This window comes from Nocardioides jiangsuensis (genome assembly GCF_019679455.1).
GTDB lineage: Bacteria > Actinomycetota > Actinomycetes > Propionibacteriales > Nocardioidaceae > Nocardioides_C > Nocardioides_C jiangsuensis.
The window spans coordinates 1,344,110-1,365,749 of sequence record NZ_JAIEZQ010000001.1; the positions used below are offsets into that span (position 1 = coordinate 1,344,110).

The 21,640-nt window shown below is 69.6% G+C and carries 25 protein-coding genes, 1 tRNA gene and 1 pseudogene; 15 read left to right on the plus strand and 12 right to left on the minus strand.

What is annotated here, in order from left to right:
• The first annotated feature begins 2 nt into the window (after nucleotides 1-2).
• The 3 genes from K1X13_RS06320 (at nucleotide 3) to K1X13_RS06330 (ending at nucleotide 1,417) form a co-directional block, all read left to right on the plus strand.
• On the plus strand, nucleotides 3-194 hold the full coding sequence (locus tag K1X13_RS06320) for a hypothetical protein (protein WP_221024105.1): 192 nt from the start codon (nucleotides 3-5) through the stop codon (nucleotides 192-194).
• A 20-nt stretch (nucleotides 195-214) separates the two neighbouring features.
• Nucleotides 215-1,216: an agmatinase gene (speB, locus tag K1X13_RS06325; RefSeq protein WP_221024106.1), complete on the plus strand. Its 1,002-nt coding sequence runs from the start codon at nucleotides 215-217 to the stop codon at nucleotides 1,214-1,216.
• Between the two features lie 125 nt (nucleotides 1,217-1,341).
• Nucleotides 1,342-1,417, plus strand: a tRNA-Thr gene (locus K1X13_RS06330).
• Between the two features lie 199 nt (nucleotides 1,418-1,616).
• Here the strand turns inward: K1X13_RS06330 and K1X13_RS19830 are convergent.
• From K1X13_RS19830 to K1X13_RS06355, 5 genes and pseudogenes are all read right to left on the minus strand, one after another.
• Nucleotides 1,617-2,204 (minus strand): annotated as a pseudogene (locus K1X13_RS19830) (tyrosine-type recombinase/integrase); the annotation flags it as partial.
• 276 nt (nucleotides 2,205-2,480) lie between these two features.
• On the minus strand, nucleotides 2,481-3,314 hold the full coding sequence (locus K1X13_RS06340; RefSeq protein ID WP_221024107.1) for a hypothetical protein: 834 nt from the start codon (nucleotides 3,312-3,314) through the stop codon (nucleotides 2,481-2,483).
• On the minus strand, nucleotides 3,298-4,674 hold the full coding sequence (locus K1X13_RS06345) for an AAA family ATPase (RefSeq protein ID WP_221024108.1): 1,377 nt from the start codon (nucleotides 4,672-4,674) through the stop codon (nucleotides 3,298-3,300). Before K1X13_RS06345 ends, K1X13_RS06340 begins: the two co-directional genes overlap by 17 nt.
• A 1,094-nt stretch (nucleotides 4,675-5,768) precedes the next feature.
• On the minus strand, nucleotides 5,769-5,960 hold the full coding sequence (locus K1X13_RS06350; protein ID WP_221024109.1) for a hypothetical protein: 192 nt from the start codon (nucleotides 5,958-5,960) through the stop codon (nucleotides 5,769-5,771).
• Between the two features lie 478 nt (nucleotides 5,961-6,438).
• The gene (locus K1X13_RS06355; protein ID WP_221024110.1) at nucleotides 6,439-6,720 is read right to left on the minus strand and encodes a hypothetical protein; all 282 of its coding nucleotides are present in this window, start codon (nucleotides 6,718-6,720) and stop codon (nucleotides 6,439-6,441) included.
• 523 nt (nucleotides 6,721-7,243) lie between these two features.
• On the opposite strand from K1X13_RS06355, the gene K1X13_RS06360 reads away from it, so the two are divergent.
• Nucleotides 7,244-8,203, plus strand: a complete 960-nt coding sequence (locus tag K1X13_RS06360) for a TolB family protein (protein ID WP_221024111.1) — start codon at nucleotides 7,244-7,246, stop codon at nucleotides 8,201-8,203.
• Between the two features lie 111 nt (nucleotides 8,204-8,314).
• Here the strand turns inward: K1X13_RS06360 and K1X13_RS06365 are convergent, their stop codons facing one another.
• Nucleotides 8,315-8,614 (minus strand): hypothetical protein, encoded by a 300-nt coding sequence (locus K1X13_RS06365; protein WP_221024112.1) that lies wholly within the window; start codon nucleotides 8,612-8,614, stop codon nucleotides 8,315-8,317.
• 129 nt (nucleotides 8,615-8,743) lie between these two features.
• Here K1X13_RS06365 and K1X13_RS06370 point away from each other — a divergent pair, with 129 nt between their 5' ends.
• Both K1X13_RS06370 and K1X13_RS06375 read left to right on the plus strand, forming a co-directional pair.
• The gene (locus tag K1X13_RS06370) at nucleotides 8,744-8,962 is read left to right on the plus strand and encodes a cupin domain-containing protein (RefSeq protein WP_221024113.1); all 219 of its coding nucleotides are present in this window, start codon (nucleotides 8,744-8,746) and stop codon (nucleotides 8,960-8,962) included.
• 436 nt (nucleotides 8,963-9,398) lie between these two features.
• On the plus strand, nucleotides 9,399-9,965 hold the full coding sequence (locus tag K1X13_RS06375) for a DUF2231 domain-containing protein (RefSeq protein ID WP_221024114.1): 567 nt from the start codon (nucleotides 9,399-9,401) through the stop codon (nucleotides 9,963-9,965).
• A gap of 64 nt (nucleotides 9,966-10,029) precedes the next feature.
• Here the strand turns inward: K1X13_RS06375 and K1X13_RS06380 are convergent, their stop codons facing one another.
• Entirely contained in the window at nucleotides 10,030-10,329 is a 300-nt protein-coding gene (locus K1X13_RS06380; protein WP_225914531.1) for a hypothetical protein, read from the minus strand.
• 262 nt (nucleotides 10,330-10,591) lie between these two features.
• Between K1X13_RS06380 and K1X13_RS06385 the strand changes: the two genes are divergently transcribed.
• Together K1X13_RS06385 and K1X13_RS06390 are read left to right on the plus strand one after the other, a co-directional pair.
• Nucleotides 10,592-10,954 carry a hypothetical protein gene (locus tag K1X13_RS06385; protein WP_221024115.1) on the plus strand — a complete coding sequence of 121 codons (363 nt, stop codon included), beginning with the start codon at nucleotides 10,592-10,594 and terminating at the stop codon, nucleotides 10,952-10,954.
• Nucleotides 10,955-11,037: 83 nt separating this feature from the next.
• Entirely contained in the window at nucleotides 11,038-11,583 is a 546-nt protein-coding gene (locus K1X13_RS06390) for a hypothetical protein (RefSeq protein WP_221024116.1), read from the plus strand.
• Between the two features lie 27 nt (nucleotides 11,584-11,610).
• Here the strand turns inward: K1X13_RS06390 and K1X13_RS19615 are convergent, their stop codons facing one another.
• Nucleotides 11,611-12,156: a CGNR zinc finger domain-containing protein gene (locus K1X13_RS19615; RefSeq protein WP_221024117.1), complete on the minus strand. Its 546-nt coding sequence runs from the start codon at nucleotides 12,154-12,156 to the stop codon at nucleotides 11,611-11,613.
• Between the two features lie 96 nt (nucleotides 12,157-12,252).
• On the opposite strand from K1X13_RS19615, the gene K1X13_RS06400 reads away from it, so the two are divergent.
• Entirely contained in the window at nucleotides 12,253-12,879 is a 627-nt protein-coding gene (locus K1X13_RS06400) for a LysE family translocator (protein ID WP_221024118.1), read from the plus strand.
• An 11-nt stretch (nucleotides 12,880-12,890) separates the two neighbouring features.
• Here the strand turns inward: K1X13_RS06400 and K1X13_RS06405 are convergent, their stop codons facing one another.
• Nucleotides 12,891-13,787: a LysR family transcriptional regulator gene (locus tag K1X13_RS06405; protein WP_221024119.1), complete on the minus strand. Its 897-nt coding sequence runs from the start codon at nucleotides 13,785-13,787 to the stop codon at nucleotides 12,891-12,893.
• 83 nt (nucleotides 13,788-13,870) lie between these two features.
• Between K1X13_RS06405 and K1X13_RS06410 the strand changes: the two genes are divergently transcribed.
• From K1X13_RS06410 to K1X13_RS06420, 3 genes are all read left to right on the plus strand, one after another.
• Nucleotides 13,871-14,773 carry an EamA family transporter gene (locus K1X13_RS06410; protein WP_221024120.1) on the plus strand — a complete coding sequence of 301 codons (903 nt, stop codon included), beginning with the start codon at nucleotides 13,871-13,873 and terminating at the stop codon, nucleotides 14,771-14,773.
• Nucleotides 14,774-15,057: 284 nt separating this feature from the next.
• A complete protein-coding gene (locus K1X13_RS06415; protein WP_221024121.1) occupies nucleotides 15,058-15,831 on the plus strand; it encodes a hypothetical protein in 774 nt (257 codons plus the stop codon).
• A gap of 78 nt (nucleotides 15,832-15,909) precedes the next feature.
• Nucleotides 15,910-17,307: a wax ester/triacylglycerol synthase domain-containing protein gene (locus tag K1X13_RS06420; protein ID WP_221024122.1), complete on the plus strand. Its 1,398-nt coding sequence runs from the start codon at nucleotides 15,910-15,912 to the stop codon at nucleotides 17,305-17,307.
• Here K1X13_RS06420 and K1X13_RS06425 read toward each other — a convergent pair.
• Nucleotides 17,264-18,139, minus strand: a complete 876-nt coding sequence (locus K1X13_RS06425) for an LssY C-terminal domain-containing protein (RefSeq protein ID WP_221024123.1) — start codon at nucleotides 18,137-18,139, stop codon at nucleotides 17,264-17,266. The genes K1X13_RS06420 and K1X13_RS06425 overlap by 44 nt on opposite strands.
• Before the next feature lie 153 nt (nucleotides 18,140-18,292).
• On the opposite strand from K1X13_RS06425, the gene K1X13_RS06430 reads away from it, so the two are divergent.
• Together K1X13_RS06430 and K1X13_RS06435 are read left to right on the plus strand one after the other, a co-directional pair.
• Nucleotides 18,293-18,631: a hypothetical protein gene (locus tag K1X13_RS06430; protein ID WP_221024124.1), complete on the plus strand. Its 339-nt coding sequence runs from the start codon at nucleotides 18,293-18,295 to the stop codon at nucleotides 18,629-18,631.
• Complete coding sequence (locus K1X13_RS06435) at nucleotides 18,624-19,154, plus strand: DinB family protein (protein ID WP_308249429.1); 531 nt, start codon at nucleotides 18,624-18,626, stop codon at nucleotides 19,152-19,154. Before K1X13_RS06430 ends, K1X13_RS06435 begins: the two co-directional genes overlap by 8 nt.
• 72 nt (nucleotides 19,155-19,226) lie before the next feature.
• Here K1X13_RS06435 and K1X13_RS06440 read toward each other — a convergent pair whose 3' ends face one another.
• Nucleotides 19,227-19,514 (minus strand): 2TM domain-containing protein, encoded by a 288-nt coding sequence (locus K1X13_RS06440; RefSeq protein WP_221024125.1) that lies wholly within the window; start codon nucleotides 19,512-19,514, stop codon nucleotides 19,227-19,229.
• Between the two features lie 204 nt (nucleotides 19,515-19,718).
• Here K1X13_RS06440 and K1X13_RS19340 point away from each other — a divergent pair, with 204 nt between their 5' ends.
• The gene (locus tag K1X13_RS19340) at nucleotides 19,719-19,853 is read left to right on the plus strand and encodes a hypothetical protein (RefSeq protein ID WP_264082254.1); all 135 of its coding nucleotides are present in this window, start codon (nucleotides 19,719-19,721) and stop codon (nucleotides 19,851-19,853) included.
• Nucleotides 19,854-19,878: 25 nt separating this feature from the next.
• Here K1X13_RS19340 and K1X13_RS06445 read toward each other — a convergent pair whose 3' ends face one another.
• Nucleotides 19,879-21,483 (minus strand): hypothetical protein, encoded by a 1,605-nt coding sequence (locus K1X13_RS06445; RefSeq protein WP_221024126.1) that lies wholly within the window; start codon nucleotides 21,481-21,483, stop codon nucleotides 19,879-19,881.
• Nucleotides 21,484-21,640: the final 157 nt, after the last annotated feature.

Genomic DNA, 21,640 nt, shown 5'->3' on the forward strand with positions numbered 1-21,640 from the left:
TCATGTTCGACATCCACTGCCCCGCGTGCGACAGGCGTCAGCTGGTCTTCCCGAGCCAGATCACCGCGATGGTCAACGACGAGCAGGGCATCGTCGTGATGTACACCTGCTGGTGCGGTGCCGCCGGCGCGTGGCGCACCGGTGCCGCGCAGGCCGACGCGGCCGTCGCCCCGGAGCACGTGCTCGCCAGCTGAGCGCAGGGCAGGATGGGGCCGTGACCCGCTACGGACCCCAGTACGGCCCCGACCTCACCTTCCTCGGCGTCGACCGCTGCGACCTCGACGAGCCGGAGACGTACGCCGGCGCGGACGTCGTGATCGTGGGCGCCCCCTTCGATGGGGGTACGTCACACCGGCCCGGGACCCGCTTCGGGCCGATGGCGATTCGGCAGACCTGCTACCTGCCGCACGACGGGTCGCGGCCCCACCTCGCGCTCCGGGTCGACGCGCTCCAGGACATCCGCGTCGTCGACGCCGGTGACGTCGAGATGTTCTCCGGGGACGTCGAGCGGTCGATCGGCTCGCTCGAGGAGGCGGTGCACAAGGTCAGTGCGGTGGGCGCCGTACCCCTCGTCCTCGGCGGCGACCACACGATCGCGCTGCCGGACGCGACCGGCGTCGCGCGGCACCACGGCTTCGGCCGGGTGTCGATGCTGCACTTCGACGCGCACGCGGACACCGGCGACATCGAGTTCGGCTCGCTCTACGGCCACGGCCAGCCGATGCGCCGGCTGATCGAGTCCGGGGCGCTGCGCGGCGACCGGTTCCTGCAGATCGGGCTGCGCGGCTACTGGCCCGGGCCCGAGACCCTCTCGTGGATGGCCGAGCAGCGGATGCGGTCGTTCGAGATGACCGAGATCGGCGCGCGCGGCCTCGACTCCTGCCTCGACGAGGCGTTCGAGATCGCCCTGGACGACTGCGAGGGGGTGTTCCTCTCGGTCGACGTGGACGTCTGCGACCCGGGACACGCGCCCGGCACCGGCACCCCGGAGCCGGGTGGGCTGTCCGCGCGCCAGCTGCTCGACTCGGTGCGCCGGATCTGCCTGGAGCTGCCGGTGGTCGGCATGGACATCGTCGAGGTGTCGCCGCCGTACGACCACGCGGAGATCACGGCCTTCCTCGCGAACCGGGTTGCCCTGGAGGCGCTGTCGGGGATCGCGGCCCGCAAGCTCGGCCTGAAGCACGACCCAGCCGGTCCGCTGCTGGAGGACCGCTGAGCGCAGGCTCTGTGGGCAGCTGGCTGCGGCTCGTTCGGTCCAGGCGCCGTGGCGAGCCCGGTTTCGGAGATCTGCGCGGGTGTCCGTATACTCGTCCGGCGTGCCCGGCCGTGGTCGGGCACGAGGCCGCCTTAGCTCAGTCGGTAGAGCGATTCACTCGTAATGAATAGGTCGTCGGTTCGATTCCGACAGGCGGCTCCACACAAAAGCCCAGGTCAGCGCCACAATGGCGATCACGACCTGGGCTTTGTTCATGCCCAGAGGCCGCTTCGTGGCCGCATTTTGGCCGTATGTGGCCTTCGGTGCCCCCGAAATGCCCCCGAGAACGTGCTGACTCATTCGCCCCGTCCGATCCGTCGAGAGCGGCCGCGACGGAGTCGAGCTCGTCGTCGTAGAGGTGCGCGTAGATGCGGGCCGTGGTGGTGATCGACTCGTGTCCCATCGCCTTCTGGATCCACCGAAGGTCAGCACCCGCGGCCCTGGCCAGGGTTCCGAACGTGCGACGGAGGTCGTGCGGGGTCACGACCAGCCCGAGCTCCTTCACCGCCTTGTCGAACCCAGAGCGCTGTCGCCAGTTCCGGTTCCGCAGGTAGCCGCCGTTCGGTGCGGTGAACACCAACGCGTCGGGCGCCTTGCCCTCGATCCGCTCGGTCAGCATCGGCAGGAGCAGGGCGGGGATCGCGACGTGCCGGTTGGACGCCGAGCTCTTGGGAGCAGCGACGTCGACACGGCCCCTGACCTCCGTCGCGCGCTCGACGATGTGCACCCGCCGGCGGACCAGGTTGACGTCGGCCACCTTGAGTGCGGCGAGCTCCGACCATCGCAGCCCGAGGTAGGTCATGGCCAGGACCAGGTCGCCCTCCTTGCCGAGCTTGTCGGCCAGGGCTTGGACCTGTGGCGCGGTTAGGAACCGATCACGGGCGGGTGGTCGCTTAGGCAGCCGCACGCCCCTGGCCAGCTGGTCGCCCGGTACCCGGCGCGTGCGCATCGCGTGGTCGAGCAGCGGGCGTCCTGGTCGTCGGCTTAGCGAAGACCAGTCGAATGGGAGCAGAACTCCAGCGGCGGGCGCGGATGCGCTTCTGCACCGGGGTACCCCCGAGCGTTAAGTCCCGGGTGCGCTGACCATGGCGGATACTTAGCTCGCCTGACGCCCGGGTTCTCCCCCTCAGCTCTGACGATCGACCCGTGGGGCACTCGGAGATCCATGGATGCCACCCACGCCTAAGGAGTCGTGCACAGACGAGCATGCAAGAGAGCATTCTCGCTAGGCGGCCCTGCCTTCTAGGCGTGCGCTCAATCTGTCTGCCCAATCGCTACTGCCGAGCGCGTGTTTTCCGGCCATGTAGAGAGAATCAATGAGACCATCTACATCTGCTTGGGCCTTGTTCAGACTGCCAATGTAGTTCCTTAATGCCACCGAGGCGGCCGACAACAAGTCCTTTCCTCGGTAATGCAGTTGTTCGTCGGATTCCTTGGCTGCCTGCTTTATTTGTTGGAGCGAAGGGTGGTTGCCATCACCATTTCGGATCCGGTCGTTGTAAAGACTTGAGCAATACCTGTCGATCTCAAGTTCCAGGGATGTCTGAGTGATGAACTTCGTGAGGTCGGCGCTGTCGAAGTCGAGTCCCCATCTCGCCGCCTCGTTTCGGCGCCTCAAACGAGAAACGGGGACGACACAATCCTTAAGTTTGCCTAGTACGACGTCGATGCCGCCGTGCTTCTTGATCTTCTCCTCCTGGCCCTTCACTCGAAGAAGGTCGCCGAGTAGGCCCATTTCAACCAACATCGACTCCAAGTCGTTGGCGTCGTAGGGAAGATATGGTCCATCTTCGCGGTAGTGGTCTGTGCAAAAATCCCTGTCGAACACCGAGACGAAGCGGGATTCTCCGAGTACCAGCATCTTTTCGCTCAGGTTCAATACGTTTACACGGCCCGCGACGTCAAGAATACGCTTTCGGTCGATCATCGACTCCAGAATAAAGGCGTCCGTTGGGCCCTCTGTGATGATGACAGGAGTACGCACTCCGCGGATGTGGAAGATGATTCTGCCAGCTCGGTCTTCGTATTCGCGGAGGGAGACGCTATTCGTCAGCGTCATCGTCAACCCCTAAAAAGGCCTCGCTTTGATCCTCATCCCGTCCGGGATCCGGAGGTGCTGAGATGCTCAGGGGCTCTTCTAGGTCCCACCGTTCGTTTACGATCGAGGGCGAATGCGTGGCGATCACGACCTGCATGGGGACAAGTTCCGCCACGCGATCGATATCCCTAACGAACGCGTGTTGCCACGCGGGGTGCAGGGAAATCTCTGGTTCGTCGATCAGAACCAATGTCCCGCGACGCGTGTCAAAGAGGAGCCTCGTATAGAGCGCCAGCAAGTGCTGCTCGCCAGACGATAATCGATTGACGTTGAGGCGTCTCCCGTGGATGTCGGTTATGTGAATGCCTTGGGCGTGAGCCGACGTTCTCTTGAATGAGGATTCCAGCTTGTCGTCCAACAGTGCCCGGAAGAGCTTGATCTTCTCGTTCAATGGCACCAAGGGCGCGAGACGTTTCTCCCAATCCTCGACGAAGGGGTCGAGGATTCTCCGAACGGTCGGGTTTGTCTTCTCGGGGAATGGGATCGGCGCGTCTCCGACGGTCAGACCATTACGGCCTAGGTCATTGTATTGGGCAACAACCTGGTTGTATCGCTCTCGCAAGGCGGGTTCATTGACAGTTTTTCTGGCGGATGCTAATGCTCGCTCCGCGAAGGAAATGTCTGCCTGCTGACTAGAGCGGATAGCATTTCGGCGTGCTCTGTCCATCTGCGCCGTCACGCGCTCGAGGTAGTGTTCGATGCGAGATGTGGCGTTTCGGCCGCTGGCGGAACGCCCGTTTCTCCATGCGGGATCATCCTCGGGAGGACTCACGTCCAGACGGCGCGTGTCGATAATGAAGGAAGGCATGTTGGGTACTTCATGCCTCAGTTGCTCCAGTCCCCATTGAACTTCAGGACTCAGCACGTTTCTGCTCGGCGCGTAGGCGCGCACGGCTGCGAGAGTAAGGTAGTCGCCGTTCCGCTCATCGCGATAGCGATCGCCCACGCGATGTATCCAGGGTGGAAGCGAGGCGCGGATGTCGTCGTCGCTGGGCATCTGGACGGTGAGGGGTTTGCCCTCAACCCCTCGTGGGTTCTTGTGGCGCAACTGTACTGAGGTGCCGTCGTCATTTACTAAGCGCTCGGCAGCGACCTGGTCTCCAGTGCTGTACGTGAGCGTGGCAACGTGGAATGGCAGAGCGCCAAGGCTGAGAGCGTCACAAACCGTCAGGGCTCGTAGGATGTGCAGTACATGCGTCTTCCCCGCGCCATTCAGTCCGGTAAGAATTGTCGGATCACTCGACCTGAATTCGATGTCGTGGTCCAGGTGACCGAAGAGACCCGTGATCGAGATCTTGGACACAAGGGGGTGCTCAACCATCGGTTTGCAGTCCCTTTCGTTATCTCCCGAGCTGCTCCAGCCGGAGGTGCGTAGTCACACGCGATCTGAATGGATCATGTGCGTAGCGGCTGGACATCCTGATCAACCGTGAGTCGAAACGAGATCACTCCTCGTGTCACATATGCAAGCGTGGCGCGCCATATTTGCTGAGTTGATGCACAGCGAGGGGAGATGCCGAGGTTCTCTTCGAAAGGTACGGGGGCGGCTTGCAGCAGTGGGGTGGTGGGAATGGTTGGCCACTATGGCGAGCAGGTGGACATGGTGTGATGGACGGGCCCGGACTGACCGCGATGATGACAACATTAATCGTTCAAGGTTCGCTGGCTACGCAAACGGTTTCATGTCCCACCTCGGGACCATTGGGTTTGTGGGCGTTCCTCAGGCGCCTGGCTTCCCCTGGTTCCTCTGGCGGCGGTATCGCCTCATTGGTCAGTCAGAACTTCCGCCCTTCCTGAACTTCCGCCATTCCTCGAGGCCACGCCGTAAGCCTTGCTCACGGCTCGACCTGCTAGTTCGCACGTCATTCCCGTCGTTCGGTCCCACGTGAGGTGAGGACTTTCCTTACTGGCTCAAGCGCGCCTTCGGCGCGGGCGCTTCGCCGGGCGGGGACACCCCCGCGCTCCGGGCCTTCGGCCCTCCGCGCACCCCGCCCGCGTCGCGCCGGCAAGGTAAGCGACCCAAGCATTTCAGAGGCCCTCCCGCACGTTGCCATGCAGAAGGGCCTCTTGGCGCCTGGCCTGACTCGAACAGCGCCGCCACCCCTGAGTTCAGTGACGCGCCGCACCAGCACGGCGCGTTGGGCAGGCTGGACGCCGAGGGTACTCTCGCCGCCGACCCGATGCGCGAGGATTTGCACGCCGGCACCCGGCCGCAAGGGCGCTGCGCGTCGCTTGGCGATGGCCTCCGGCCACCCTTTGCCCCCGGACACCGACGAGCAAGAGGGCTGGTTATCGGGTCGGTGGCTCTCCTGTGGCCGTGGCCGCATTCTGGCCGTACAGCCGAAAGAATCGAGCCCCGCGACCGGTCATGGTTCGCACGGTTCACGCGGGAACCCTCAACCAGTGCTAGCGAATCTAGCCCTCGCCGAGCCTCGTAATGAATAGGTCGTCGGTTCGATTCCGACAGGCGGCTCCACCCGATAGCCGGCGCGGCATCAGATCCTCGGCGGTGACGCCGGTGTGTGCGTACTGCTCGGCCCGTTCGTGTGCCTCCACGACCTGCTCCAGGTCGCCGAGGTTGGGGACATCATCGTCGGCGATCGCCATAGAACCGTGGACGAGAGCGAGCACGGCCTCGGTGGGGGTCGCGTCGGCGTCGAGGGCCTGCAGTACCGCGGTCGGCGCCTCATAGGGCAGTGTCTCGATGTTGTCGGCCTCGGTGACCGCCTAGGTCCAGTGCAGTCCGGTGCCATCGGTGGCCACCTCGGTGACGCCTCGGAGCCAGGCAGCGGCTGCGGTGGGGTCCAGGGTGGTCAGCAGCGTGTGGAAACAGCCGAGGGGTCGGCGTGAAGTAGGTCCCAGGCGGCCTGAACCTGGGTGGTGGGGGAGACTCGGCGCGGGAGAGGGTCGCCGCCTGCTCGGCCCGCCTGGACAGGTCACCGAGCTCGGCGCGGCTCACTGCGTCCATCTCCCGGCGGACCTCGGCCTCCACCGCGTCGATCACCCCGAGGGTCCTCGAGGATGTACAAGGTCCGGCCGACCCGGTGCCTCCTCGACCTCGGTAGGAGGTCATGCCCATTCCTCGCTAGGGCAGGTGTGGCCGCCGCAGGGCGGCCAGGGCAGCATCGAATGCGTCGCGCTCCTTGGCTCGCCGCCACGCCGTGCTGTTGGCCTCCCCGGGGTCAGCCGCGATCGCTGGGTGGTAGGTGCGCCAGCAGGCCTTGGCCGGCATCGACAGGGTCTGCGCCAGTCGTCGTCCCGCGACCGGGTGTTGGACTCGGGTGACCACCGCGGCCCGGTCTCCTGCTCCGGTCTGCCACACCACCAGCAGCTCACCGCTTTCGTCGTTGAACGCGTACCCCGTCACCAGCACCCTTCCGGTCGTCCTTCATCGCGACCCTAGGCAGCCACAGCTCGCGGTTCACCGGGCCGCCGAGGACGGTTTCGCCCACCGGCGTGACTCTCTAGCTTTGCGATGACCTCAAGCTGTCCGGCGAGGAACCAGCGCCGTGCGCCGAGTCGGGGCTGGTGGCAGGGGGTCGGTCGGTGTCGGCGAGCTGGCGACCATCGACTGATTCACGCCGAGGATGATGGGTGGCCTTGGCGATGGTGACCCAGCGCTGTTCTCCAGAAGTCCTCGAGGGGACCGGCGAGGAGAACGGTTGCCAGACGGGTGTGGCCGACGCCGAGGAGTTCGCAGGACGGGCGCCTGGAGAGCTCCTCGGTGATGCGCCGACGGTACGCTCAGGGCTACCACAGTTCGCCGAAGCGAGCCTGCTGTGAGCCGGTGCTGGGGTTGTCGGACTGATTCGATGCGGCCTCTGGCCTCTGGCCTCTGGCCTCTGACTCCGGTCCGGGCGTACATTCGTCGAACGACGGGGGAGGCGGCTGTGGGAAACCTGAGCGGCAGACGAGTGGTCGCCGGCCTCGCCGCCGCAGCCATGTTGACCGCAGCACCCCTGCTTGCCCCGCTCCCATCCACTGTGGCCGTGCCGACGGCCGCTGCGCAGCGGCCGTCCCCGGGTGTGAACGGCCGGATCGCCTTCGTCGCCGAATCCACCACAAGGTGCAGCAGCTGCTATGACATCTTCACGGTGCGTCCCGACGGCACGGGCCTGCGCCAGTTGACCCGGTCCGCGTTCGTCGGCGACCCTGCCTGGTCGCCGGGCGGGCGGCGCCTTCTCTTTACTCGAGTGCGTCCGGGGGGCAGCCACCGCACCGACATCTGGGTGATGGGCTCCGCCGGTCGGAATAAGAAGCGGCTGATCTCGCACCGGGCCTCCGACTACTCCCCGGCCTGGGCACCGAGTGGCCGACGGTTCGTGTTCACCAGCGGCCGCGGTGACATGACCCAATTGTACGTCTACTCGTTCGAGACCAGACGGGTCCGGCGCCTGCTCGACCCCACCAAGTGGCGCGCTGCGGGCAGTCCGGCCTGGTCACCGGACCGCCGCCGGATCGCGTTCATCGGGAACAGGGCCGGCGACCCCGAAGTGGACTGGCCCGACTTGTTCACCGTCCGTCCGGACGGGACGGGGCTGCGCCGGCTGACCGAGACCCCGGACCGTTTCGAGGACGCACCGGACTGGGCGCCGAGCGGCAGGCGGCTTGTCTACGCTCGCGCGCGGGGGTTCGATGCGGGGTGTACCGGCCCGTTCATCATTCGCCGTGACGGGACCGGTGCGCATCGGGTGCCGGGGGCGTGCGGTTACTGGTCGCCGACCTGGTCGCCGGACGGCCGCAGGATCGCCGACACCGGGATCTGGATCTTCGCCCCGGACGGCACCCCAAACCGGTTGCTTGTCGACAGTGGTTCGCAACCGGATTGGCAGACTCGACCCGGCACCTGAGGCTGACCCGGTTTTCCCCTCGATCGCGGTAAGCCGCTAGGCACTATTGGCGATGTATACGACCTCAGGTCGGAATTGGTCTTGGTGGCTGGGAGAGGATCAGGTCCGTCGTCAGGGGGCAGCGTCATGACCGTTGTGGAATCGGCACCCTGTCGGGGTGAGCATCGTCGGCGCGACCGCCATGGCGGTCGTCTTGGTGGTGCTCGCGTTTACCCCGTCATGGGTGACAACATCGGTAAAGCCAGCCAGCACCTGGCCCTCGGTGTGCCGCTGCTGCTGGTGGTTTGGGCACTGCTGCGCTGGCCACATCCCGGGCCGGAGCTTGCGGCTCGGCTGGCCCGCGGACTGCTCCTGATCGGAATGGCGGTAGCGGCTGGCGGCCCAGCTGATCTGATCGGTGAGGTTGGTCAAACGGCTGATGGGGCGCGGACCTTCCGATCGCGGTGTGGTTGCTTGAGGTCAGGCCCGTTCCTGGCCATGGGGTCGCTCGAACACCTCGCGGGCCCAGAGTGCACCGGCGGAGCGCTGGGCGTCGCGCTCGTGAGCCAACCGCCGGGGATCGCCACGCCGCTGCACCGTCACCACAACGAGGCCGAGGCCTTCTACCTGCTCGACGGCGAGATCACCTACGTCGCCGGTGAGGAGACGTACGAACTGTCCGCCGGCTGGTTCATGTACCTTCCCCGCGGCTTGCGTTCCGCATCCGGGGGGACCGACCGGCCCGCTTCCTCGCACTCACTGTCCCGGGCGGTCTCCTAGGGCTGTACGACGAGGTGGGGGTGCCGGCAGCTGCCATGCGCATGCCGGGCGAGGACGAGGGCCGAACGATGGCCGAGGAGATCAGCCGGTGGAACGAGGTGGGGCCCCGTTATGGCCTCGAGGTCGTCGGTCCACCCATCCCCCGAGTGAGTCCTGGCACCTCCGGGTCGCGGCGACCGCTCCCGGGCAGTGGCCGATAGGTCCGGCAGACGCGTCGGGGGGACGCGCAGCGATCTGGCACCTGCGTGTCGGCCGGTGCGAGTCTCGAGAGGGCTGCACGAGGGGACCGCCATGACCAGGTCGGCCGTGTGGGGATCGCGTGGGTGGGGCAAGGGCGCGGGTAGCTATCGCATTGACCTTGTGTGCCTCACGGGGCAAGGCTTGCACGAGGAACCCATGGAATGTGCTCGACGTACACGGCTCCGAGGAGAAGCGAATGAACCCCGAACAGCCCCCGAGGATCGTGCGCTGGACCCTGCGGCTCGAGGAGGCTGCGCCGCTCGACCGGCCAGTGCATGCGTTGGAGCCGGTGATCAAGTCCTGGTTCGGCACCGGGGCGCGAGCCTCGGTGCTGCGCGGCGAGTGGCTCGGCCATGCGGTCCACCCGCTGCTCACCGACGTCGCGCTCGGCACCTGGACCTCCGCCACTCTGCTTGACCTGTTCGGAGGGTCCGACTCGTCCGCCGCCGCCCAGAGGCTCGTCGGTGCCGGGCTGCTCGCGGCCGGCCCCACAGCCTGGACCGGATGGGCTGAGTGGTCGGCGGCCGGGTCTCGCGAGAAGCGGGTGGGCATCGTCCACGCTGTCACCAATGGCGTCGCGATCAGCGTCTACGCGGCCTCGTGGTTTGCCCGCCGGCGAGGCCGGCACGGCACCGGGGCCGGGCTCGCCCTCGCCGGAGCGGCCGTCTCGGGAGTCGCCGCCTACCTGGGCGGCCACCTCGTAGGGGCGCGCAAGGTGGCGAGCCACCATCCCGCCTATGACGACGCGCCGTCTGGGGTCTGAGGAGCGCAGTCTCGTCACCGGCGCGAAGCAGCAGTGCCGTCGGGGGAGATGACGAAGCCGGGCGTCAGTCGTCCTCGATGTAGCCCGTCGTGGGGTCAATCTGAGCAAGGAAGGTGCGGATGTTCTCCCGGTGCCCCTCCAGCGACTGACGGGGGGTCGGGCTCGAACTGAATCCGTAGCCTTCGTTCGGCCCGCTCAACCACGTGTAGTGAGTGCCGCCTTGCTCATCGGAACGGAGGTCGAACAGCTCGCCATCGACCGCGAGGGTGAACGACGGGACGCCGGATTCGCTGTCAGCCCCGTCGACCACGCCTGGAACGGCGAACGGGTCGAGGTCATTGCCTTCTGGGTAGGTCGCGTCCACAGAGCCATGGTCTGAGGTTCGAGACGCTCATGTCCACCATGAACGTGCCTGGCTGACGCACGTAGGTGCCGCGATCCGAGAGACTGCCGACGCAAGGTCGTGCACGGCCGGCGGATCGAGGCGGTTCGAGCGCGATGTGCGTCAAGATCGTGCTGTGACAGAGCCTGGGCTGGCGGCCTCCGCTGAACCTCGTCCCCCACGAGGTCCAGCCCGCCGGTGGCTCCGCGCCCGGCCGGCCGACGTCATCGACCTCTTCGTCTACGTGGTCGTCCTCAACCTCGCCATCGAGTACGTCCCATCGGTCATCAGCGAAGGCTTCACCCTCTCGCTGCTGACTGCACTCCTGCTCAAGATCGCTCTGGAACTGGTGATCGTCCTCAAGAACAAGGTCATCGTTAGGCTCCGCGCCGCGACGACCCGGCGCGCCAAGGCCGCCGCCGCCCTGTCGTTGTGGGTGGTCGCTGCCGGGAGCAAGCTGGTCGTACTCGAACTGGTCGACCTCGTCTTCGGCGACGCTGTGAGCCTCGGCGGATTCATACCCGTGACGTTGCTCGTGGTGGCCCTGCTCGGGTCACGGGCCGCCGTACGACGACTCCTCGTCGACGACACGCCGGCAGCGACCTGACCAGGGCCATTTCCGCGAATCCAGTAGCTCTGTCCGCGCAGTGCGGCACGATGAGCTGACGCAACCTCACCAGGAGCACATAGATGGTCACTCTCGCGGCACCGATGAGGCCGCTGGCGACTCTCGCGTGGGGGCTGCTGCTGGTCGTCCTCGACTTCCGCATAGGGGGCGGCGTCGACCTGTTGCCCGACCCGATCGGGTGGGTCATCGGCGCGGTAGCGGCGCACGCTCTGTTCCGGTCGGTGGGTGAGTCGCAGCCGGACGCGCGGCGGTGGTTCGCTGTCACGTCGGCGACGTGTGCCGCGGCGGTGCTGCCTGCCGTACCGGAATGGGCCGGAGTGCAGCACCCGATCATCCTCGTCGCGGTCTCGGTGGCAGAGACCGTGGTGGTGTTCGCCGCCTGCACCGGGATCATGTCGGTGCTGCCCACGCGCCGCGCCACCGCCAACGTCGTGCGGTGGTCCAACCTCGGTACGGCGGCCGCGCTAGCGGTCCTCGTGGCCGGCGCTAATGTGGAGCCCGAGCTCGCGCCGCTCGTACTTCTCACGGGCGTGGCCGCGCTGGCAGTGCTCGTCTGGTTCCTGATCCTGCTGTTCCAGGCCGCCAAGGATCCCGCTCCGGCGTACTGACGCACGAACCGCGCGGTCGCGCGCGCACTAGCCGCTCGCGTTGCGGTGGCGCCGACGGAAGGTGGCCGCACGGGTCCGGTTCTGGCAGGTGAGGGAGCAGAAGCGACGCCGCCCGGTGGGGGAGCCGTCGACGTACACGTCGGCGCAGTCCGTCCCGCCGCAGGTGCCCATCCGCTGCCCCGAGGCCTGCGCCACGTGGTCACGCAGCGCCACGGCGGCGGCGGCCAGGACGGCGTCGCGGCTGTCTTCGACCAGCCAGCTCTCGCGGAACGCGTCGCCGTCCCGTCGCACGCAGGGCCGGACGGCCACCGAGGTGAGGATGTCGTTGACGAGGGCGCGGCGTTCGTCGGCGTCAGCGGCGGCGAAGACCGGGTGGAGCCGGTCCGCGACGTCGACCAGCGTCCGCTCGTCCCACCGGACCGCAGGCTCGAGGAACCCCATCCGACCCGACACGTCCGAGGCCGGCGGGTAGGGGTCGCCCTGCTCGCCCGCCTCGAGCCGTGGCCGGCTGCCCCAGCCGTTGACGAGGTCGACCAGGGTCGCCAGCGGCATCGTGTCGACGGTTGCTCTCACCCCTCCAGAGTAACGGGTTATCTGCCTCTAGCGCGTTGCGCCGCTCGACGGATCGGCGTAACGTATTAGTTCCCGGTTGTGCGTTAGGGAGGCGTCATGCTCGATCCGGCGGTGTTGCCCGGTTTCGTCGCGGCGGTCGTCCTGGTCACGGTCGCGCCGGGTCCGGACAACGCGTTCATCGCGGCCGTCGCCCTGGACCGGGGCGCCCGTGCCGGCCTGCTCTCGGCCGTGGGGATGGCGCTCGGCATGGTGGTTCACGTGACGGCCACCGCGCTGGGCCTCGCCCTGGTGCTTCAGTCGGCGCCGGCTGCGCTCGACGTCGTACGTCTTCTCGGTGCGACGTACCTGGCGTGGCTTGCCTTCACCACGCTCCGGTCCGCGGGGAGCCGCCCCACGGCCGCGCATCGTCCGCCGCCGGACCGCAACCTCCTCGGCCGGGCGGTGCTCACGAACGTGACGAACCCCAAGGTCATCCTGTTCTTCGCGGCCTTCCTCCCGCAGTTCGTCCGTACCGGGCACGGACCGGCCGGACTGCAGCTCGCCACCCTGGGCCTCATCTTCCTGCTCGTGGGTCTGGCGGTCGATGCCGGCGTCGGGGTAGGGGCGGGCAAGCTCGGCGAGGTACTGGCGCCCGACGGGCGTGCTGCGACAGCGACGACGCGCCTCGCCGGCCTGACCTTCGCGGCGCTCGCGACGCTGCTGCTCATCGACGCGGTCCGCTGAGCAGGCGCTGCTCACTCTCTGCTCAACGACGCGTCCTCGAGCAGGCGCAGCACGAGCGCGAGGGGCGGCCACAGCGACCGGCCGCGCCGGGTCACGGCGTACGCGCGCAGGGTGACGTCGGGGCGCCGCAGCCGGAGCAGCGTCACCCCGCGCGCGGTCGGCTGGCCGGCCGGGAGCAGGCCGACGCCCAGGCCGGCGACGATCATGTCCTGCACGAGGTCGAGGCTGTCGGCGCGGTGTGCCACGCGCGGCGAGAAGTCGGCGAGGGACGCCAGCGTCAGGACGACCTCCTCGTCGGCGGTGTTGCGTGAGTTCACGATCCAGTCGCGGTCCCGGAACCGGCCGAACGTGTCGAGCGCTGTACCTCCGCGCCGTCCTTCGCCGGTGGGCACACCCAGGCCCCACTCCGTGCTCCCGAGGGGTTGGCTGACCAGGGTGCGGTCGAAGCGAGCCGGCGCCAGGTTGTAGTCGTAGGTCAGCGCGAGGTCGACGTCGTCGCCGGCCAGCAGCTCGAGCGCCTCGGCCGGCTCGTGCTCGTGGATGCTCAGCACCACCTGCGGGTGCTGCTCGGCGAGGGTGCGCGCGACCGGCAGCAGCGCCTGGCGCACGGCCGTGGCGAACGCCGCCACCCGGAGCGTGCCGGCCGGCTCGGTGGTGGAGTCGAGGTCGGCCCGCGCGGCCTCCAGGGCGGCGAGGACGTTGACCGCGTGGTCGGCGAGGCGCCGCCCGGCCGGGGTCAGCCGCACGCGACGCCCCTCGTGCTCGAGCAGCTCGGTGCCGGCCTCCCTGGCCAGGGCGGCGATCTGCTGGGAGACCGTCGAGGTCGTGACGTTCATGGTCTCGGCCACCTCGCGCATGGATCCGAGTCGTGACAGCTGCAGCAGCAGCTCGAGGCGGCGTGGGTCCATCCCCCTATCGTTCAGGATCACTGAATGGTTTGTCCATCAAGATCACGTGGACGTGAACGTTTCCGTCCGTGTGTACTGAGGTCATGAGCACGAGAGGCACTCACCCGGGCACCGCCGGGTCCGGCGCTGCGATGGCAGTGGGCGCGATGACCTGCGTCCAGCTCGGCCTCGCCGTGTCCGTCGGGCTGTTCGAGCAGATCGGCGCGCAGGGCGCGGCCTGGCTGCGGTTGTTCTTCGCGGGCGTCCTGCTCCTGGTGATCGTGCGGCCGCGGCCGGCCTCGTTGAGCCGTCGGGTGCTGGGGGCGGCGGTCGTGCTGGGGGTCGTCACGGCCGGGTTGACCATGCTGTTCATGGAGGCGGTGCAGCGGCTCCCGCTCGGGACCGCGAGCGCCCTGGAGTTCCTCGGGCCGCTCTCCGTGGCCGTCGCGCGGAGCAGGCACGTCCGGCTGCTGGTGTGGCCGGCGCTCGCCGCGGTCGGCCTGGTCCTGCTCACCCAGCCGTGGCAGGGCGGCGCGGACCTGGTCGGGGTCGCGTTCGCGCTCGGTGCGGGGGCCTGCTGGGCGGCGTACATCCTGCTCACCCAGGCCGTGGGTGACCAGGTGGCGGGCATCCAGGGCCTGGGTCTGTCCATCCCGGTCGCCGCACTGGTCGCGACCGTCGTCGTGGGGCCGCAGGGCGAGATCCCGACGCTGACTCCCGAGCTCGTGCTGGTCGGGCTCGGACTCGCCCTGCTGCTCCCCGTGGTGCCGTACAGCCTCGAGATGCTGGCCCTGCGCCGGATCACCACCGCGGCGTTCGGGACGCTGATGAGCCTGGAGCCGGCGATCGCGCTCGTCATCGGCCTCCTGCTGCTCCACCAGGTGCCGCCGGTCTGGTCCGTCCTCGGTATCGCCTTCGTCGTGACCGCGGGCATCGGGGCCGAACGGACCGGCGCCCGCGCACCCGCCGCGGCGCAGTCTCGTGAGCCCTGCCCCCTCGTGACCTGACGCTCGCGGCGCAGGTGGTCTCGGCTCTGCAGAACGGCGACGCGGCAGCCGTCGAGGACGCGGTGGTCGCCGCGTGGCGGATGCAGTCCGACAACCCGCGAGACACGGTCGGCGGCATCAAGGTCTAGAGCGCCGTGCCCGGGCGCTGCTCCTGACCTTGTGAGGGTCCCCGCCCGGGGTGTGTGCTGAGTGCACCCGGCCTGGTCTCCGGGCCGGCGACATGACGCTCACCGCTGCGTCTGCCAGCCCCGCCTTCTTCCCTGAGCGCGAAGGGAACGAGATACATGGAACCGCGTCACACCGAGTCCCGCCCGCCTCTGCGCGGGGAGGAGACCTGGACCATCCGGCTCGCCGCGGCGGCACTGCCGCTCGGCATCCTCATCGTCGTCGTCGCGACGGCCATCCATCCCCACCAGCGCGCACCCATGGACAACCCCGGCGTCTTCACCGAGTACGCCGGCACCGAGGCCTGGGTGGCCATCCACTTCGCCCAGTGGCTGGGGGTCCTGCTCGTGCTCGCCGGGCTGGTCGGGGTCTACCACGCGATCAAGCACGGGTCCGCGCTCAGCGCCGCCCTGGCGAGGTACGGCCTCGCCGCGTCCGTGCCGGCGGCGGCCGCGTTCACCGCCCTGCAGGCGGTGGACGGAGTCGCCCTGAAGTGGGCGGCCGACGGCTGGGTCGCCGCCTCGGGTGACGAGAGGGCCACCCTGTTCGCGGCCGCCAAGTCGGTGCGGTGGACCGAGTACGCCTTCCAGAGCTACTCGAACATCCTCCTGGGACTCGCCCTCGGGCTCATCGGGCTGGCCATGGCCCTCGGGTCGACGTACCCACGCTGGCTGGGAGCGGTGGCCGTCGCCTCGGGGCTCGCGTGGATGCTCCACGGAGTGATGGTGCCGTACGTCGGCCTCTTCGACTCGACCCCTCGACTGGTGGCGATGGTCCTCCTGGCGACGTGGGGGTTCGCCACGTCGTACCTGATGTGGCGCGGCACCGCGGCCCCGAGCGCAGCCGGTCGCCGGGACGTGTCAGGCGTCGGGCCGGCGGCGTCCGTCGGCTGAGCCGCGGGAAGGGACGGCGAACGGAGCCGAGGACCATCGGCTCTGGCGTCGGCGATACACGTCCCGTTGGCTGGAGGCATGACCCCGACAGGCCACCGCCGTACGGCGCGGCGGCCGGTGTCCCGCGCGGAGCGACCGGTCATCGAGCGGGCCAGCGCCACCGACCGTGCGTTCCTGGCGATGGACACCGGGCAGGTGCCCGAGCAGTTCGGCATCGTCCTCCTGCTCGACCCGGTCAGCGGGTTCGACCTCGCCCGCGCCCGCCGGGTCCTCGCCCGGCGTGCCGCTGCCGTCCCCCGGCTGCGCCAGCGGCTGGTCCGCGTGCCCTTCGGCTGCGGCGCCCCGATCTGGGCCGACGACCCCGACTTCGACGTCCGCGCCCACGTCCACGCGGTCTCCTGCCCCGAACCGGGCGACGAGCAGGCCGCGCTCGACGTCGCGCTCGGCGCGATCCTCACCCCGTTGCGACGGACGGCGCCGCTGTGGTCGGCGGTGTTCGTCACCGGCATGGCCGACGGCCGGGTCGCCCTGGTCGTCGTGCTGCACCACGTCCTCGCCGACGGGATCGGCGGGCTGGCGGTCCTCGCCCACCTGGTCGACCACGGACCCGGCGCGGCCGACGTGTCCTTCCCGCGCCCCGCGCCCACGCGAGGCAGCCTCGCCCTCGACTCCCTCCGCGGTCGTGCCCGCGCGGTGCGGCGGACCGCGGAGGCCTGGCGGCTGCTGCGGGCGTCGATGTCCGCCGACGGGGGCCTCCGGCCACCGCGGGCCGCGCCCTGCTCGCTGGTCCGGCGCACCGGGCCACGGCGCCGGCTCGGGGTGGTCCGTGCCGACCTCGGGGCACTGCGAGCCGCGGCCCACCGGCACGGTGCGACCACCAACGACGCCGTCCTCGTCGCCGTCGCCGGAGCACTGCGCCGGGTGCTGCTGGCCCGAGGGGAGTCGCTCGACGAGCTCGTGGTCACCGTGCCGGTGTCCGGCCGCCGTACCGCCGACGGGGCGCTCGGCAACATGGTCAGCCCGCTGATCGTGCCCGTCCCGGCCACCGGCGACGTGGGCGAGCGGCTGGAGCGGGTCGCTGCCGTCGTCCGCACGCACAAGGAGGCCGCGACCGGGCCGCCGCCGATCGCCCTGCTCGGCTGGCTGTTCCGGCCGCTCGCGGCTCTCGGCGGCTACCACTGGTACATGCGCCACCAGCACCGGTTCCACACGCTCGTGAGCCACGTCCGGGGCCCGGCGCAGCCCCTCGGCTTCAACGGTTCCCCGATCGTCTCCGCCGTCCCCGTCGGCCTGGGGGAGGGCGGCAACACGACGGTCTACTTCGAGGTGCTGTCGTACGCCGGCACGCTGACCGTCACGGCGGTCGTGGACCCGGAGCACTTCCCGGACCTCGACACGCTGACCGGCGCCCTGCGGAGCGAGCTGGACCTCGTCACCCGCCTGAACCGGCCCCGGGCGGATGCGCCGGCTCCCTGAGCCGGACCACCGGGAGGTTGCCGTCGGTGCTGATCGCGTCACCGCCGCCGTTGCGGGCGTGGTAGCCGGAGAAGTAGTCCTGCACCCAGCGGACCGAGGTGACCCCGTCGGCCTGCTCCATGGTCTGCAGGACGTGGTCGCGCTCCAGGTCGGTGTTCTCGCCGATCTTGTGCGTGATCTGCAGCGTGAACGCGGAGAACCCCACGCTGCGGTCGTAGGTGCCGGCGCCGACCCAGTCCACGCGCAGCCCGCCCGGCATGTACCAGCCCTCCGGGCACCTCCAGAAGCGCACGTGGTGGCGCCGGGACGGCTTGCCGACGATCTCCTGCTCGAAGGCGAGGTCCTGCCGCCGGGTGAACAGGAACAGCGGGCTGACCGGCGCCGCCGGGTAGCGGCGCCGCACGAGGGTGTCCCGGACGAGCCGGAACCCGGTCCGGAAGCTCAGGTCGTCGGCGCGGGTCCAGCCGGCGTCCCGCATCGTGCGGAGCAGCGCGTCCTCCGTGCCCATCACCGCGAGGTTCACCGGGTCGCCCAGCAGTCCCTCGTTCGTCCGTGCCCGGCCCACGAAGTAGTCGGGCACGTAGATCTTGGTGAGCAGGCGTTGGAGGCGCGGGAGGACGAGGTACGCCATCACCAGCCAGAGGACCACGAAGGCGAGGGCCGGGTCGTCGTCCTCGATGATCGGCACCACGAGCAGCTCGAAGATCGCCCACCCGGTAAGGACGACGACGCCCAGGAACACGACCCGCTTCGCGAGCCAGAGGACCGTGGCGCCGGAGCGGTGCGTCAGGCGCTGGAGCAGCCCGGCGGCACCGTCTCCCTGCTGATGCATACGTCGAGCATCCACCCGGCCGGGGCGCGGCGTACGTGGGACCGGGAAGTCGGGAGCGCGTGGGCGCCCCGCTGTCACCCGGCCATGCCACGATCGGGGCTGTGGACCCGGCAAGCTCGGCAGCGGCAAGACGACGCGGCGCGCTTCCGGAGGATGGACGGGCTGCTCGGGCTGACGGCGCGGTACGACGTCGACGTCCCGGTCGTGACCTTCCCCGACGGGCGGTCGGTCCGCGGTGACGACCGCGGCATCCACGAGGCGCTCTCCGTGTACGTCGGCCGGCCGGTGACGCTCGCGCCGGAGGAGGCCGTCGCGCACTTCGACGAGGGTCCCCTCCACCTGGTCACGACCTGGGCGCCGACGTGGTCCGGCCCGGCACGCTGGCGGTGGGGGACGCCGCGCGCCTCGTGCGCTGAACGTACGGTCCTTGACGAGCGGCGCGGCCGGCGGAGACTGGTGGCGACCCGCCACGAGAGGAGCCCCGGTGAGTGAGCCGCCCCTGGACCGGCAAACGGTGCACGAGGAACTGGAGCGAGCACGCGCCACCCTGCACGCTCTCGTGGCGGACGCCTCCGCGGCCGACCTGCGCCGGGCCACCGACGGCACCCGGTGGACCAACGGCCAGCTGCTGTTCCACATGGTGCTCGGGTACATGGTCGTCCGGGCCCTGCTCGGCCTGGTGCGCACCTTCGGCAGGTTGCCGGACGGGTTCAGCCGCGTGTTCGCCGGCGCGCTGGACGCCGGCACCCGGCCCTTCCACGTCGTGAACTACCTGGGCTCCTGCGGAGGCGCACTGGTGTTCCGCGGCGGACGGCTGACCCGGCAGCTCGACCGTACGATCGCGTCCTTGCACCGACACCTGGACCGGGAGACCGACGGGTCACTGGCCCGCCGCATGCACTTCCCGGTCGGGTGGGACCCGTTCTTCTCGGACACGATGAGCCTGCTCGACGTGTACCACTACGGGACCGTGCACTTCGCCTTCCACCAGCGGCAGCTGACACTGGGCGGCTGACACCGGGGCGGCCCGGGCCCTGGACCGACGACCAGCCCCGGAGCCACGGGGCCGGCGCCGCCGTACCCCTCGTCAGCGGCGGTGCAGCATGTGGTCGATCTCGCGCTGGATCTCGCGCTCCCCGATGTCCTGGGCGAAGTAGACGTCCCAGGCGTTCATCACCACGCCGATCCCCCAGCCGACGATGGGGAAGATCGGCCAGAAGAAGCCGTCCGGGCTCGTCACCGCCCAGATCACCACCAGGAAGGCGTTCACCAGGACGTAGACCAGGAGGTGGCCGTGGAAGTCGCGGCGCTTCTTCAGCCGCTTGATCGCCGTGTCGCGCAGCTCGGTGTCTCGTGCAGGATCGACGTTCGACATGACTGCTCCCTTCTCCCTCCGACGCTACGCGCGGACGGCCCCGGGGACAGTGCCGTTGGGCCCGACTGCACCGACACCATGGGCACGTCTTCCGGGAGCCGGTGGCCCAGCGCACGCGGTCCCGGAAACCCGGCGACGGCGGGCCGCGGGAGGCGTACCGTCAGCAGTGCGGAGCCACCCAGGCTTCCGGACCAGGGAGCAGCCATGGCTGACAAGTCGCCCAGGCAACACATGTCCAAGAAGGCCGGTAAGTCCCTCAAGGAGAAACGCGCCGAGAAGCACGCGAAGGCGGAGGCGCAGAGCAAGATCGAGATCATCCCGCACGGCAAGAAGCACTGACCACGCCCGGGCACGCCGAGGACGGTCAGGCGGTGCCGCGGTGGATGGGCTCGTGGCAGGCGGGCCCCTCCCGCAGCCACCAGCCCGCCGCGCGGCGTACCCACTCCGGCATGTCCGCGTCGTCGCGCACCTGGTGCAGGACCGGGTCCGCGGTCATCCCCGCGCAGTAGAGGGCGGCGCGGACGACGGCCTCGTTGGCCGGGCTCGCCGCGCGCAGGAGCGGCACCACCGCCGGACGACGGCTCTCGCCGGGTGCCGGCGGGAGGTGCGCCACGCAGACGTACGCCGCGGTGCGCAGCGCGTCGGCGTCGCCCTCCGCGACCCGGCACAGGAGGTCGCGCTCCGCCTCGGTGCCGATGAAGGTCAGCAGCACCAGGGTCTTCTCGACCAGCTGCGGGTCGACGGGCTCGCCGTCCAGCGCACGCGCGACGAGCCGCGCGCAGCCGGCCGCGATCCGCGGGCCGTACGGCGAGAGCGCGAGGCTGAGCGAGGCATGGAACCTGCGCTCGGCGATCCGGTGGAACAGCGCCTCCTCGACCAGCCGCTCGAGCAGCGGGTCGTCCGGCTCGCCGGAGGGACGAGCCACCCCGGAGCAGACCTTGACGACCAACGAGCGAGGCCAGGTCTTGGTGGCGACATCGCTTGCCGCCGCCATGAGCGGGTCGACGCGGGCCGCGGTGTGGGTCGCCTGGCGGATCCGGTCCTGGATGTCGTCGGGGAGCACCGCCACGAGGTCCGCGACCCGGTTGAACAGGCCACCGTCGGCGAGCCCGTCCTCGCGGACCATGCGGACCACGATGGCCTCGAGCCGGTGCATCTGCGCCTCGTCGAACTGCTTGCGGCGCACCTTCGCGGCGGCCACCCAGGCGGCGCCGTACCGGATCTGGCCCGGCGGCTGCTCGAGCAGCAGAAGGGTCAGGTCGCCGGCCTGCGGGGTGTCCATGCTCTGCAGCAGGGCGATCGGGTCCGCGACGAGCAGGGAGTCCGGGGTGGTGACGTACTGGCCGATCGAGTGGGTCAGGGCCGGGCGGGCCCGCGCATGACGTGCCAGCAGCAGGGCGGCCTCGCTGCGGGTCGCGTAGGCGGGCCCGACCGAGAGCCCGAGCTCGCGCAGCAGCCGGGTGGCCACGGTGCGCCACAGCGACGTGGGCAGGATGACGTGGTCGGTGTGGGTGGCGACGTAGCTGCCGAAGTCCAGCCAGTCGGCCCCGGTGGGCTCGCCGTCGACGACCTCCTCGAGCACCTGCTCGAAGCGGTCGGCGGACACCCGGTGGGTCTCGACGGCGGCGATCGCCGAGGCGTCCGGGCGGGCGAGCTTGCGGGCGCTGATGCAGAAGGCGACCAGCCCCGACCGGGTCAGGCCGAGGGCGGTCTCGTAGGCGGCGACCACGTCGAGGGGAGCGGCGAGCCGTCCGGTCTCCCACCGGCTCAGCCGGCTCGGGTCGGCGGACACGCCCGCCTCGACGAGGGCCGCGGAGAAGGCGCGGGCTCCGGTGTCCGGGGCGCCGTACAAGCGCCAGCTGCGCAGCAGCCACCCGACGCGGACGTCGACGGTGAAGTCCAGGCCCTCAGCAGGGGTCGGGTCGACCAGGAGGCCGGGTGGCCGGCCGCGTCGGCGGCGATCGTCCATGGCCGTTGCTCCTGTGTGGCGAGGTTGGGCGCGGTGCTCCCCCGTGAACACCGCGTCCATCATGCCCGCCTCGTGAGGGAGCATGAGCCTCGCCCCCGGCAGTGCGAAGGTAATGCAATCGACCCCAGCGAGTTCCCAAATTGACGAGCGGCGTGAG